Genomic DNA, 14,300 nt, shown 5'->3' with positions numbered 1-14,300 from the left:
TGACCAGCTTCTCCTGGTTCTCGGGGAACAGGGAATCGTCGAGGAAGTGCATGTCAATTCTCCTTGTGTGTTTTCGGGGGGAGATCAGTAGTCGGCGCCGACGATTCCGGCGCGCTCCATCTTCCGGACGCCGGGCCAGTAGTCCTGGACGGCGTAGTGCTGGGTGACGCGGTTGTCCCAGATGGCGAAGCTGTTCGGCGTCCACCGCCAGCGGACCTGGAACTCCGGGACGGCGGCCTGCCGGATCAGGTAGTTGAGCAGCTCGCTCTGACCGGGCGAGTAGTCGAATCCGAAACGCACGTTCTCCGGCGTGTGGTAGTTGACGAAGTGCGTCGTGAACGCATTGACGAAGAGGAACTCCTCACCCGTCTCGGGGTGCGTGCGCACGACCGGGTGCTCGGCGTCGGGGAACCGCGCGTGCAGCTCCCGGCGCTTCTCGGCGGGCATCGCCGCGCCGAAGCTGGCCTCGATGCTGTGCCGCGCGCGCAAGCCGGCGATCTGCTCCTTCACGCGGGCGGGGAGCCGGCGGTAGGCCTCGGCCATGTTGACCCAGATCGTGTCGCCGCCCACCGGGGGACCCTCGACGCAGCGGAGCACCGAACCGAGGGGCGGCACCGTGCGCCACGTGGCGTCGCAGTGGAAGGCGTTCTCGTAGTGCTCGGGCGGGCTGTCCAGGTCCTTGTAGATCCGCACCAGCCCCGGGTGGTCGGGGTCGCTGCCGGCGACCGGGTGGTCCTCCAGCGGACCGAACCGCTCGGCCAGGGCGACGTGCTCCGCGCGGCTGATGTCCTGGTCGCGGAAGAAGAGGACCTTGTACTGCAGCAGCAGGTCCCGCAGCTCGGCGAAGACCTCGGCGTCCCGCGCCGCCTCGGCCAGGTCGATGTTGCGCAGCTCGGCACCGATGGTGGCGGTGAGGGGGACGACCTCGATGGAGCGCGGGCCGACCCTGAAGGACGGGACGTCGAGCCGGACGCCAGCGTCGGGAAGGGCGATGGACATGGTGTTCTCCTGTTCGGTGAGGGGGTGGGACGGCGGCGCGAGCTCAGGCACCCGCGGCCTCCAGGCAGAAGACGGAGGAGCCGACGCTGCGGCCGGACTCGAGGTCGCGGTGGGCCGTGACGGCGTCCTCGAGCGCGTAGCGCTGGTTGATCTCGACGGCGATCCGGCCGGAGCCGACGTGGTCGAACAGCTCCCCGGCGAGCGCGGCCCGCTCGGCCGGGTCGGCGATGTAGTCGGCGAGCGCCGGCCGGGTGACGAACAGCGAGCCCTTGACCGCGAGCTGCATGGCGTCGATCGGCGGGATCGGCCCGGACGCCGTGCCGAAGCAGACCAGCAGCCCGCGCCGGCTCAGCGAGTCCAGCGACGAGGCGAACGTCGTCGCCCCGACGCTGTCGAAGACCACCGGGACGCCGGCCCCGTCGGTGATCTCCCGGACCCGCGCGGCGACGTCCTCCCGGCGGTAGACGATCGTGTGCGCGCAGCCGTGCGCCCGGGCGATCTCGGCCTTCTCGTCGGTGGACACGGTGCCGATGACGGTGAGGCCGAGCAGGCGGGCCCACTGGCTGAAGATGAGGCCGACGCCACCGGCCGCCGCGTGCAGCAGGACGGTGGCGCCGGGGTCCAGGGCGGCGATCCGGCGGAGGAGGTAGGCGCAGGTGAGGCCGCGCATCGTCATCGCGGCGGCGGTCTCGAACGGGATCGCGTCGGGCAGCGTGATCAGCGGCGCGACGTCCATGACGCGCTCGGTGCTGTACGCGCCCAGCGGGCTGCCGGTGTAGGTGACCCGGTCCCCCTCCGCGAACCCGGTCACCCCGGGCCCGACGGCCTCGACCACGCCGGCCGCCTCCACGCCCATCCCGGCGGGCAGGGGCGCGGGGTAGAGCCCGGTGCGGAAGTAGGTGTCGGCGAAGTTGAGGCCGACGGCGACGTGGCGGACCCGCACCTCGCCGGGGCCCGGCTCGCCGACCGGGAGGGACTCCCAGCGGAGCACCTCCGGTCCGCCGGTCTCGTGGAAGCGAATGCCCTTCGCCATGGATGGCTCTCCTTCTCGGGTACGTCGGGACGCACGCGTCGGACGACGCGTGGCAGGGGGAACGGGAGGTGGCGGGAGGGGCTCTCCGCCGGGCTCGTCAGGAGGGTTTCCGCCTGTCTCTGACGGCTTCTACTCTGGCAGCGGCCACGACCGAGGGCTGTACCGATCCGGACGCTTCCCTGAGCACTTTCGGACACCCGGTGAGGAGGTGCCGTGCGGCCAGGCGTGCGCTGCGCGACGCTCGACGGCTACGTCGGGATGGCCCGCGCCTCCGGCCTCGACCCGGCGCGGCTGCTGGCGCACGAGGGGCTGACCGTGGCCGATCTCGCGGTGCCGGACAAGTGGGTTCCCGCGGCGTCGGTCGCCCGGCTGCTGGACCGTTCGGCCACCGAGTCCGGGCTCGAGGACTTCGGCCTCCGGCTGGCGGGGCTGCGCCGGCTGTCGACGCTCGGTCCGCTGAGCGTGGTGCTGCGCCAGGAGCCGGACCTGCGCAGTGCCCTGGAGCTGCTCTGCCGGTACGAGCACAGCTACAACGAGGCGCTGCGGCTCCGGATGGACGAGGCCGGCGACCTGGCCACCATGCGGCTGTGGTTCGAGTTCGGTGAACCGGCACCCACCCGGCAGGCGCTGGAGCTGGCCACCGCGGCGCTGCTCGGCATCGTCCGCGAGCTGCTCGGCCGGCAGTGGGAGCCGCTCTCGCTGTGCTTCAGCCACCGGGCACCGGCATCGGTGGCCGCCCATCAGGCGGCCTTCGGCCCCCGGCTGCAGTTCGGACACGAGTTCACCGGGCTGGTCTTCTACGCCGCGGAGCTCGACGCCCCCAACGCGTCGTCCGACCCGCTGCTGCGCCCCTACACCAAGCAGCTCCTCCGGGCGCTCGGCGCTCCCCCGGCCGCCACGACGACCGGGCAGGTGACCCAGCTGGTCGAGATGCTGCTGCCGCTCGGCCGCTGCTCCACGCAGCAGGTGGCCCGCAGTCTCGGAGTGACGCAACGGACGCTGCACCGCCGGCTGGCCGCGGAGGGCCGGTCGTTCTCCTCGATCGTCCACGGCACCCGGGAGGCACTGGCCGAGCGCTACCTCGCCACCGACCGCTACACCCAGACCGACGTGTCGCAGCTGCTCGGGTTCACCGCGCCCAGTGCCTTCTCGCGGTGGTTCCGCCAGCGGTTCGGGGTCAGCCCCACGGAGTGGCGCGACTCCTCCCACCGGGCCAGGGGGACGTGACCACCGACCTCAGGCGTCGAGGCCGGCACCACCGTTGCCCCGGGCCCGAGGGAGACGCGGCGACCACCCGACGCCACACGGCCGGCCGCTACGCGGTGGCGACTGCACGGGCGGGGGCCACCGCGACCTCGACCGCGACCGGGGCCGGCGGGTGCTGCCGCCGGCGGCGGAACCACTTGTCGATCTCCACGACCAGCGGCATGACCAGGCCCAGGCCGATGCACGCCAGCCACTGCAACCCGGACAGCGACTGCGTGAGCAGCCCGTTCTGCAGGAAGTCGAGCTCGGTGGAGAGCACCAGCAGCACGGCGGGGATCGCCGACCACTTGACCGCGGTGAGGATCGGCGGGGTCAGCCCGGACGTCGGGTCGCGCCGCATGACCACGCCGCTGAAGATCGTGCCGAGGCCGATGACGACGTAGCACATGGTCATCGACGCGCTCGCCGTGGTGGTGGCCGGCTCGTCCGGTCCGAGGACCAGCGGGATCAGCGCCGACAGGAACAGCACCGTGCCGTACGCGATCCAGCGGACAACCGCAGGCCCGTTCGTGATCGCCACCTTGGGGTCGCGCGGCGGCCGGTTCATGATCTCCGGGTCGGCCGGGTCGAGCATGATCACGACCACCGGGAAGATCGCCACGAAGAAGTTGAGGAACAGCACCATCAGCGGGGTCATGGCCACCCCGCTGTTGATGTTGAACACCGTGGCGGTGACGAAGAGGAGGACCAGCGAGAGCAGCTGACTCATCTGGTACCGGATGTAGGAGACGACCTTGCCGTAGATGCTCCGGCCGAGCTCGACGGCGTGCACCAGGGTGCCGAAGTTGTCGTCGGTGAGGATCATGCGGGCGGCCTGCTTGGACACCTCGCTGCCGCTCCCCATCGCGACGCCGATGTCGGCCTGCTTGAGGGCGGCGGCATCGTTGACCGCGTCCCCGGTCATCGCGACGATCAGGCCCTGGTCCTGCATCGTGCGGGCCAGCCGGAGCTTGTCCTCCGGCGTCACCCGGCCGAAGACGTGGATCGACGGCAGCCGGCGGCGCAGCTCCTCGTCGGAGAGCGCCTGCAGCTCCGCGCCGCTCACGGCACCGGCGCCGAGCCCCAGGGACTCGCCGATGGCGTGCGCCGTGACGGCGTGGTCGCCGGTGATCATCCGGACGTCGATGCCGGCCCGCAGCGCCGTCTCGACCGCGGCCTTCGCCGACGGCCGCAGCGGGTCGATGATGCCGACCATCCCGACGAAGCCGAGGTCGGTGGTGAGGGCCATCGGGTCGGCGTGCATGAGCGGCAGCTCCTCGTCGGGGACCAGCCGCGCGGCGAATGCCAGGACCCGCAGGCCCTTCTCGCCCATGTGCCGGTTGGCCGCCTCGATCCGGTCGCGCTCCTGCTCGATCGGCACCTGCGGGGAGCGGAACGGTCCGCCGGCCGCGCTGCACCGGCCGAGCACCACGTCGGGTGCGCCCTTGACCAGCTCCACCACGTAGTAGGCGCCGTCGATCTCGACCTTGTGGAAGGTCGCCATGAACTTGTACTCGGAGTCGAACGGGACCTCGGCCAACCGCGGGTAGGCGTGCCGCGTCTCGTCGGCGTCGACCCCGAGCTTCGCGGCCAGCACCACGAGGGCGGCCTCCGTCGGGTCACCGATGACGCTGCCGTCGTCGCCGACGGTGGCGTCGCTGTCGAGCACGAGGGCATAGGCCAGCCGGGTGAAGTCGGGCACCCGGGCTCCGGCCACGGACCGGATCGAGCCGGTCTTCCGGTAGCCCTCGCCGTCGACGGTGAACCAGGCGCCGTCCGTGTAGAGCGTCGACACCATCATCTGGTTCAGGGTCAGCGTGCCGGTCTTGTCGGTGTTGATCGCGCTGGTCGCGCCGAGGGTCTCGACGTCGGTCAGGTTCTTCACCACGGCCTTCGCGTCGGCCAGTTGGCGCGCGCCGAAGGAGAGCATCCCCTGCACGAACGTCGGCAGCCCGGTCGGGATGGCCGAGACCGCCATGGCCGTGCCGAGCAGCAGCACGTCCTCGATGGGCAGGTCGCGGGCGAGTCCGACGATCACGATCAGCGCGACCGCCGACCAGGCCACGACGCCCAGCACGCGGGTGAGCCCGTCGAGCTCCTTCTGCAGCGGCGACCGGGTCCGGTCGACCGCGGTCAGCATCGTCGCGATCCGGCCCATCTCGGTCTGCATGCCGGTGGCGGTGACGACCATGGCCGCCGTTCCGCGGGTGACCGACGTGTTCTGGAACAGCATGTTCACACGGTCGCCGAGGGCCACGTCCGGACCGGGGAGCACCTCGGCGCCCTTGCTGATCGGGGCGCTCTCCCCGGTCAGCGCCGCCTCCTGCGTCTCCAGGGTGGCCGACGCGACGATGCGGCCGTCGGCGGGCACGATGTCGCCGGCCTCCAGCCGGACGACGTCGCCCGGGACGACCTCCTCCGCCGGGATCATCTCCAGCTGCCCCTCCCGCAGCACGCGGGTCTGCGGCACCTGGAGCTTGGACAGTGCGTCGACGCTCGCCCGGGCCTTCAGCTCCTGCCGGGCGCCCAGCAGCACGTTGAGCAGGACCAGCGCCGCGACGAGCACGGCCGTCGACACCTGGGCGATCAGCAGGCTCGCGACCGCCACCGCGATGAGCATGAGGTTCATGGGGTCGCGCAGCTGGGCCAGCGCCACCGCCCAGGTCGACGGCGGCTTCTCGCTGGTGAGCTTGTTCGGCCCGGTCTCCTGCAGGCGGCGCGCCGCCTCCCGGTGGGTCAACCCGCGTGCGACGTCGGCGCCGAAGTCGACCACCACCCGTTCGACGCTGCTGAGGTACGGCGCCGAGCCCCCGTCGGCCTCCGTGCGCGGCACGGGGACAGACGGCTGCTCGGTGACGTGTGCTCCAGACGTGGCGCTCCGCGGATCGGTCGAGGCGCTCATCGGGTCTCCATCCCCTCGGCCTGCACCGAGATCCGGGTCCCGCCGATTCCGGCGAGGATGCTGGACAGCTGATCGAGGGAGCCGATCACCGCGGACCGGCCCGAGACGCGGGCGAACTGGGCGGCGGCCTCCACCTTCGGCCCCATCGAGCCCGCCGGGAACAGGCCCGGGTCGAGGGCGTCGGGGTGTGCGGTGACGACCGCGCGCTGCCGGTCGGTGCCCCAGTCGAGGTAGACCGCGTCCACGTCGGTGGCGATCACCAGGAGGTCGGCGGACAGGTCCCGCGCGAGGACGGCGGAGGCGCGGTCCTTGTCGATGACCGCCTCGACTCCCACGAGGGTGCGGGTGCCCGACGGGTACATCGTCGGGATCCCGCCACCGCCCGCGCAGATGACCACGCACCCCTGCGCCAGCAGCCACTCGACCGGCCGGATCTCGACGATCCGCTGGGGTAGCGGCGAGGGGACGACCCGCCGCCACCTGTCGCCGTCCTGCCGGAACACCCAGCCCCGCCGCGCGGCGAGCTCCTCGGCGGCGTCGGCCGGGTACACCGGGCCGACGAACTTCGTCGGGGAGGCGAACGCCGGGTCCGCCGGGTCGACCTGCGTCATCGTCAGGATCGTCGCCAGCGGCTTCTCCGCCGGGAGCAGGTTGCCCAGCTCCTGCTCGATGAGGTAGCCGATCATCCCCTCCGTCTGGGCTCCCAGGACGTCGAAGGGATAGGCCGACACCTCGTCGTAGGCGGCCGCCTGCAGCGCGAGCATCCCGACCTGCGGCCCGTTCCCGTGGGAGACGACGAGCTCGTGCTCCTCGGCCACCGGGGCGAGCGACTTGCACGCCACCGCGACGTTGTGCCGCTGCCCCTCGACGGTCATGGGCTCGCCGCGGCGCTGCAGTGCGTTGCCGCCGAGTGCGACGACGATCCTCATGGCCTCTCTCCTGTCGCCGGCGAGGGTGGCTCAGTCGCCGATGGTGGCGACCATGACCGCCTTGATCGTGTGCAGCCGGTTCTCCGCCTGGTCGAAGGCGATGTTCGCCGGCGACCGGAAGACCTCGCCGGTGACCTCGAGGCCGCCGGTGATGCCGGTGAGGTCGGCCACCTTGCGGCCGACCGCGGTGTTCGTGTCGTGGAACGCCGGCAGGCAGTGCATGAACCGGGCGCGCGGGTTGCCCGTGCGCTCCAGGGCGCCGGCGTTCACCTGGTACGGGAGGAGCTCCTCCACGCGGGTCTTCCAGACGTCGTCCGGCTCCCCCATCGACACCCAGACGTCGGTGTGCACGAAGTCGGCGCTCGGGAGAGCCTCCGCGGGGTCGGCGGTGAGCGTGACGCGGGCTCCGGACTCCTCGGCCCGCTCCCGGGCGAGGTCCTGCACGTCCTTGTCCGGCCACAGCGCCTCCGGGGCGCAGATGCGGACGTCCGCGCCCATGATCGCCCCGGTCACGAGCAGCGAGCGGCCCATGTTGAACCGGCCGTCGCCCATGAAGCAGTAGGTCAGCTCGTGCGGGCGCTTGCCCGAGTGCTCGGTCATGGTCAGGAAGTCGGCGAGCATCTGGGTGGGGTGCCACTCGTCGGTCAGCCCGTTGTAGACCGGCACGGCGGAGTTGGCGGCCAGCTCCTCGACCGTGGCCTGCGCCTTCCCGCGGAACTCGATGGCGTCGAACATCCGCGCCAGCACCTGCGCGGTGTCGGCGGCGGACTCCTTGTGCCCGATCTGCGAGGACTGCGGGTCGAGGTAGGTGACGTGCCCGCCCTGGTCGTAGGCCGCCACCTCGAAGGCGCACCGCGTACGGGTCGACGTCTTCTCGAAGATCAACGCGACGTCCCGGCCGCGCAGCCGCTGCCGTTCGGTCCCCGTCGCCTTCGCCCGCTTGAGGTCGTACGAGAGGTCCAGCAGGAACTGCAACTCGGCGGTCGTGAAGTCCGCTTCCTTGAGGAAGTCGCGGCCGTGCAAGTTCAGTGCCATCTCAGACTCCGTCCGTGGGGGGCTGTGTCACGCGACGGCGTCGCGCTCGATGGGGCAGGACATGCAGCGCGGGCCGCCGCGCCCGCGGCCCAGCTCCTCGCCGGCGATCGTCACGATCTCGATGCCGTTCTTGCGGAGGAACGTGTTCGTCGTCGTGTTGCGCTCGTAGCCGAAGATCACACCGGGGGCGATGGCCAGGAAGTTGTTCCCGTCGTCCCACTGCTCGCGCTGGGCGCCGAGCAGGTCGATCGGCGTCCGCAGCACGCGCACCTTCTCGACCCCGATCGCGTCCGCCACGACGGGGAAGAGCTCGGCGTTCTCGGTCACCTGGTAGTCGCCGCCCGTGCCGACCGGGGTGAGCGTGAACGAGCGGAGCGTCTCCGGCAGGTGCGGGTACACGCTGAACGCGTCCCGGTCGATCATCGTCATCGCGGTGTCGAGGTGCATGAACGACCGCGTCTTCGGCAGCTCGACGGCGATAACCTTGGTGACCGCGCCGTGCCGGAAGTACTGCCGCGCGAGGAACTCGATGCCCTGGGGGCTGGTCCGCTCACCCATGCCCACCATGACGGCGCCATTGCCGATGACGAGGATGTCGCCGCCCTCGCAGTTGGCGGGGTCGTGGTTCTCGCGGTCGTTGCCGTAGTAGAAGTGCGGGGGGTCGTCCCTGAACATGGGGTGGAAGTTCCAGACCAGGCGCGAGTTGATCGTCTCCCGCTTGCGGGCCGGCTTGCTCATCGGGTTGACCGACAGGCCGTCGTAGACCCAGGCGGAGTTGTCCCGCTGGAACAGGTGGTTCGGCAGCGGGGGCAGCAGGAAGTCGTCGTCGTCCAGGTACTCCAGCAGCAGGCTGGAGGTCTTGGGGAGGTCCAGCTCGTGCTTGAGCACGCCGCCGACGAGGGCCTCCGCCAGCCGGTCGGCCGGGGCCTGGCCGACCAGCTCGTCGAGCGGCCCGTCCAGCGCGGGGCCGAACCGGGTCGCGGTGGTCAACTCCTCCTGGAGGAACTCCCGCCCGCCCGGCTGCTCGATCGCCTGGGCCAGCAGGTCGTGGAACAGGTAGACCTTGACGCCCTTGGCCCGCAGCTTCTCGGCGAAGGCGTCGTGCTCCTCCCGGGCGCGCTGGGCCCACATCACGTCGTCGAACAGCAGGTCGTCGACGTTCTGGGGCGTCAGCCGGGTCAGCTCGAGGCCCGGCCGGTGCAGGATCACCTGGTGGAGCTGTCCGACCTCGGAGTCGACGTGGAACGACATGGCGGTACTCCTTCTCGGTGGACGCTCACGCGTGCCAGGCGGGGACGGCGGGAGGCTCGGACATCGACGTCCGGTGCTTGAGGTAGATCGGGATGCCGGCGACGAACGCACCGCCGGCGAAGATGAAGGGCAGGTACTCCTTCCACAGGGCTTCCTCCCCGGTGTTGCGCGAGTACCAGATGAACAGCACCGAGAAGGCGAGCCCGACCACGGCGACGCCCACGTCACGGACGAAGCGCGGGGTGTGCAGCTCCCGGTGGTCCATCAGCCGCCACTTGATCTGCGCCAGGGCGGAGAACCCGTAGGGGATGGCGGCGGTGATGCCGCTCATGAAGACCAGGGTGTTGAAGACCGTGATCCCGACGGATCCGGCGTAGGACATGATCATGAACAGCGATGCCAGGGCCGTCGAGGCGACGATGCCGAAGGCGGGCACGCCGCGCCGGCTCAGCCGGCCGAAGGCCTTCGGGAACAGCCCGTCCTTGGCCGCGGCCAGCGGCATCTCGGCGCAGATCATCGTCCAGCCGTTCAGCGCGCCGAAGCCGGAGACGACCACCAGCGCCGACATCACGTAGCCCGCCCAGGTGCCGCCGACCATCTCGTTGACCGCGGTGGCGAAGGGCGCCGTCGACTCCGACAGCGCCGCCGCGGAGACGATGCCGAAGACAGCGGTCAGCGACAGCAGGTAGACGACGGCGGTGCCGAGCGTGCCGTAGATCGTGGCCCGGGGGACGTTCTTGTCGGGATCGCGCACCTTGGCCGCCGCGACCGCGGCGCACTCGACCCCGAGGTAGCTGAACAGACACAGGGCCATGGCCCCGCCGATCGCGCCCATGGTGCTGTCACCGCTGGTGTTCCAGACCTCGAAGTTCGCGCTCTGGATGTAGAACAGTCCGACGGTGGACATGAAGACCAGCGGGATGAACTTCAGGATCGACGTCCACAGCTGCACGGTCCCCATCGCCGAGACGCCGACCATGTTGATGGCCGCGGGCAGCCACAGCCCGATCAGCGCGAGGACGATCGAGAAGAGCTTGTTCTGGTCGGTGTTGACGAACTCCTCGACGTAGAGCACCCAGCCCACGACGATCGCCGCGTTCCCCGACCACGCGGTGATCCAGTACAACCACGCGTTGGAGAAGCCGGCCAGGTTGCCGAAGGCGGCGCGCGCGTAGGCGTAGGGCCCGCCGTCCGCGGGCAGCCGGCGGCTCAGCGAGGCGAACATGACGGCGAGGGCCAGGGCGCCGATGGTGGTCAGCGCCATCGCGACCAGGCTGATCGGCCCGTAGCCGGCCAGCGACGCCGGCAGGTTGAAGATCCCGACACCGATGATGCTGCCGACGATCAGCGCGGTAGCGGGACCCAGTCCCAAGCTGCCGCGGGGCTCCTCCTCGACCGGGGCGGGGCCGGCGGGTGGGGCTGACGCGGTGCTCATGACGGCTCCTCGTACGGGGGGGTCGGCTGCCGGTCATTCCAGCGGAGACGTCGGCCAGGGGCCTCCTCCGCCGGGGATGAGTGATCTCCGCATTCCCACCGCGGGCGGACGGATCGGGACGGCCGATCCGGCCGGGTCGGCTGCGCCGCCGGGGACGCTCCGGGGCGGCGCCGGACCCGCGCGCACCCGGGACGCCCCGCGGGAGGTCAGACGCGACTGCCCGCCCGCTCGGCCTGGTCCCGGAAGAGGCCGAGGCGGAAGAGCTGCTCGAGTCGCCGGACCGTGAAGGGGTGCGACCTCGGGAGCTGGGCCAGCCAGGGCCAGAACCCGCGCAACGCCGCCCCCTGCCGGGCCAGCTCGTCGATGTCGACGTCGGTCTCCGTGTGCCGGCCGGAGGCGAGGAGCACCAGGCCCCTGGCGCCGGACGGCGACAGGAACGCCCCGTGCCGGTCGCACGAGTACTCCCGCAGCCGCGACAGCGTCGGGCCCAGCACGGGGATCACCTGGGAGTAGGCGACGGACAGCTGGTACCACAGCGCCACGTGGTTCAGCCGGATGTGCCCGAGCTCGTGACCGAGGATGAACCGCAACCCGTCCCGGTTCCGGTCCTGGAGGTGGGCGAAGAGCTCGTTGGACAGCACGACGTAGTCGTGACCGGTGGCCTGGGCGGCGAAGGCGTTGAGCGCGCCGTTGCCGTTCGCCAGGTAGATGTCCGGCAGCCGCTTCATCCGCAATGCGGCGGCGAACTCCGCCACGGTCGCGTGGAGGTCGCCGAACTGGCTGGGCGACAGCTGGACCGCGGTCCCCCGCGTGGTCGCGCGCTGCACCTCGCGGACGACGACCACACCCGGCACGAACAGCAGCAGCCCGATGAGGGCGCTCCGGATCGCGATCGCCCAGCCGCTGCCCTGCAACCGCTCCGGCAGGAAGGGCAACACCATCGCGAACCGGACGATCACGACGATGATCACGACGTTGAGGACGACCATGAAGATGTAGAAGGGCACTTCGGCCGGGTGACGCAGGTACCGGGCGGGCACACGCCCCCCGGGTGTCGACTCCGACGCGGTCATGACTCTCACCCCTGGTCCTGCACGGCAACCGAGTGTCCTCACGATCCGCTCGCGCTCCGCCGGCGACCTCATCCGAGGGGGATGGGTCGCAGGGACGTCCGCCGGCTCATGCGTGCGGGGGGAGGCGATCGACGCTCCGGCGGCACGAGGCTGGCCCTGGCCGGCGGCGGACGCGGCCGGGGTCAGGGCGGCCGACCGCTCAGAGGAGGTCGATTCCGATGCGCGTGCAGCCGGGATCCCCCCATCCGCTCGGCGCGACCTGGGACGGCCGCGGCGTCAACGTCGCCGTCTTCTCCGGAGTGGCCGAACGGGTGGAGCTGTGCCTGTTCGAGTCCCCGGGCGACACCACGGAGACCGAGCGGATCGCCCTGGCCTCGTCGACCGGCGGCGTCTGGCACGGGTACTTCCCGGACCTCCGCCCTGGCCAGCTCTACGGCCTGCGCGCGGCCGGGCCCTACCGCCCCGCCGAGGGTCCGCGGTGCAACCCGCACAAGCTGCTGTTCGATCCCTACGCCAAGGCGGTCGGCCGCGACGTGCGCCACGACGACAGCCTGTTCGGCTACGGCCTCGGCTCGGCCGACGAGGACCTCACGATGAACCTGGCGGACAGCGCCGGCAGTGCGCCCCTCGCCGCGGTCGTCGACACCGCGTTCAGCTGGGGCAACGACGTCCCGCCCCGCCGGGCACCGGCGGACACCGTGATCTACGAGCTGCACGTCAAGGGCTTCACCAAGCGCCACCCCGGCGTCCCCGCGCCGCTGCGCGGGACGTACGCCGGGCTGGCCTCCCCCGCCGCCGTCGAGCACCTGCTCGATCTCGGCATCACGGCCGTGGAGCTGCTGCCCGTCCAGTACCGGGTCAGTGAACGCTTCCTGGTCGAACAGGGACTGACCAACTACTGGGGGTACAACACCCTGGGCTTCTTCGCCCCGGACCCGCGGCTGGCCGCGGCCACCGATCCGCAGGGCGTGGTGCGGGAGTTCAAGACGATGGTCGCGACGCTGCACGAGGCGGGGATCGCCGTGCTGCTCGACGTCGCGTACGACCACACGGCAGAGGGCAGCGAGCTCGGCCCGACCCTGGCGTTCCGCGGGCTGGACAACGCGGCCTACTACCACCTCGCCGACGAGCACCGGTACACGCACGACGACCAGGGCATCGGCAACGCGCTGGACGTGGGCCACCCGCGCACCCTCCAGCTCATCACCGACAGCCTGCGCTACTGGGTGTCGGAGATGCACGTCGACGGGTTCCGCTTCGACCTGGCGCCGGCGCGGGCCCGTGCCTTCGCCAAGTACGACCAGCTGCCGGCCGCGTTCGAGCTGCTGCAGCAGGACCCGGTGCTGGCCGGGGTCCACCTCGTCGCCGGACCGTGGGAGGACGGCGAGGCCGGGCCTGCCGCCGGCTCCGTCCCTGGGAAGTGGTGGGAGTGGAACGGCCGCTTCCGCGACACCGTGCGCCGGTTCTGGGCCGGCGCGCCGCAGCAGAGCGGCGACCTCGCCGGCCGGCTGTCGGGGTCGCCCGACCTGTACGGAGACGACGACCGGCGCCCCTCGACGAGCATCAACGTCGTCACCGCCCACGACGGGTTCACCCTCGCCGACCTCGTCAGCTACGAGCGCAAGCGCAACGAGGCCAACATGCGGGACAACGCCGACGGCACCGACGCCGACGACAGCTGGAACTGCGGCGTGGAAGGGCCGACCACCGATCCTGCGGTCACCGCCCTGCGGCGACGGCAGGTGCGCAACATGCTGCTCACGCTCATCCTCAGCCCGGGCGTGCCGCTGTTGCAGGCAGGTGACGAGCTGGAGCACACGCAGCTGGGCAACAACCACGCCTACTGCCAGGACAACGAGCTGACGTGGCTGGACTGGACGGCGGACGACGAACGCCGGTCGCTGTTCGACTTCACGCGGCGACTGCTGCGGCTGCGCGCGGACGAGCCGGTGTTCCGCCGTCGCCGCCACCTCTCCCCGGGCCGGCCGCTCCCCGGCGGGGACGTCACGGGCGTCTCCTGGCTGCACCCGGCGGGCCGGGAGATGCGGCAGGAGGACTGGACCACGCCGGTGCAGAGCCTGGGCGTCCTCCTGGTCGGCCAGGAGGTCGGCGAGCGGGACGAGCGGGGCCGTCCCGTCATCGGGAACAGCTACCTGGAACTCCTCAACGCCGCGGACGAGCGGGTCGACTTCGTGCTGCCGGCCGAGCTCACGGCCCTCGGCATCGACGTGGTGCTGCACACCGCCGGCACCGACACGGGGAGCCAGCGGGGAACGGGCGTCGTCGACCTGCCCCCGCACTCGGCGGCGGTCCTGCAGATCCGCCCTCCCGAGGCGGACTGACCGCCCACCCGGGCGGACGGACCGGCCGAGACGACTCAGGGGCCGACACGACTCAG

10 protein-coding genes are annotated in these 14,300 nt (G+C 71.5%); 2 read left to right on the top strand and 8 right to left on the bottom strand.

The genetic code is table 11. The annotated features are described in order from the left end of the window. Window positions 1-84: 84 nt before the first annotated feature. The gene (locus MY520_RS18520) at window positions 85-1,050 is read right to left on the bottom strand and encodes a TauD/TfdA dioxygenase family protein (protein WP_436694033.1); all 966 of its coding nucleotides are present in this window, start codon (window positions 1,048-1,050) and stop codon (window positions 85-87) included. Further along, window positions 1,043-2,032, bottom strand: coding sequence for a quinone oxidoreductase family protein (locus MY520_RS18515; protein ID WP_436694032.1), 990 nt, complete (start codon window positions 2,030-2,032; stop codon window positions 1,043-1,045). Before MY520_RS18515 ends, MY520_RS18520 begins: the two co-directional genes overlap by 8 nt. Before the next feature lie 213 nt (window positions 2,033-2,245). Here MY520_RS18515 and MY520_RS18510 point away from each other — a divergent pair, with 213 nt between their 5' ends. Next, window positions 2,246-3,259, top strand: coding sequence for an AraC family transcriptional regulator (locus tag MY520_RS18510; protein ID WP_436694031.1), 1,014 nt, complete (start codon window positions 2,246-2,248; stop codon window positions 3,257-3,259). Between the two features lie 88 nt (window positions 3,260-3,347). Here MY520_RS18510 and MY520_RS18505 read toward each other — a convergent pair whose 3' ends face one another. From MY520_RS18505 to MY520_RS18480, 6 genes are all read right to left on the bottom strand, one after another. Next, the gene (locus tag MY520_RS18505; RefSeq protein WP_436694030.1) at window positions 3,348-6,110 is read right to left on the bottom strand and encodes a cation-translocating P-type ATPase; all 2,763 of its coding nucleotides are present in this window, start codon (window positions 6,108-6,110) and stop codon (window positions 3,348-3,350) included. Window positions 6,111-6,175: 65 nt separating this feature from the next. After that, complete coding sequence (arcC, locus tag MY520_RS18500; RefSeq protein WP_436694029.1) at window positions 6,176-7,108, bottom strand: carbamate kinase; 933 nt, start codon at window positions 7,106-7,108, stop codon at window positions 6,176-6,178. Between the two features lie 30 nt (window positions 7,109-7,138). Beyond that, complete coding sequence (argF, locus tag MY520_RS18495) at window positions 7,139-8,143, bottom strand: ornithine carbamoyltransferase (protein WP_436694028.1); 1,005 nt, start codon at window positions 8,141-8,143, stop codon at window positions 7,139-7,141. 27 nt (window positions 8,144-8,170) lie between these two features. Next, window positions 8,171-9,394: an arginine deiminase gene (locus MY520_RS18490; RefSeq protein ID WP_436694027.1), complete on the bottom strand. Its 1,224-nt coding sequence runs from the start codon at window positions 9,392-9,394 to the stop codon at window positions 8,171-8,173. Window positions 9,395-9,419: 25 nt separating this feature from the next. Next, entirely contained in the window at window positions 9,420-10,829 is a 1,410-nt protein-coding gene (locus MY520_RS18485) for an amino acid permease (RefSeq protein WP_436694026.1), read from the bottom strand. 206 nt (window positions 10,830-11,035) lie between these two features. Then, entirely contained in the window at window positions 11,036-11,836 is an 801-nt protein-coding gene (locus tag MY520_RS18480; RefSeq protein ID WP_436694025.1) for a M48 family metallopeptidase, read from the bottom strand. Window positions 11,837-12,120: 284 nt separating this feature from the next. On the opposite strand from MY520_RS18480, the gene glgX reads away from it, so the two are divergent. Further along, window positions 12,121-14,244 carry a glycogen debranching protein GlgX gene (gene glgX, locus MY520_RS18475; protein ID WP_436694024.1) on the top strand — a complete coding sequence of 708 codons (2,124 nt, stop codon included), beginning with the start codon at window positions 12,121-12,123 and terminating at the stop codon, window positions 14,242-14,244. Window positions 14,245-14,300: the final 56 nt, after the last annotated feature.

Source organism: Geodermatophilus sp. CPCC 205506 (assembly GCF_051383635.1).
GTDB lineage: Bacteria > Actinomycetota > Actinomycetes > Mycobacteriales > Geodermatophilaceae > Geodermatophilus.
Note: the sequence above shows the minus strand (reverse complement) of the source record. Positions and strands in the feature narration are given on the sequence as shown.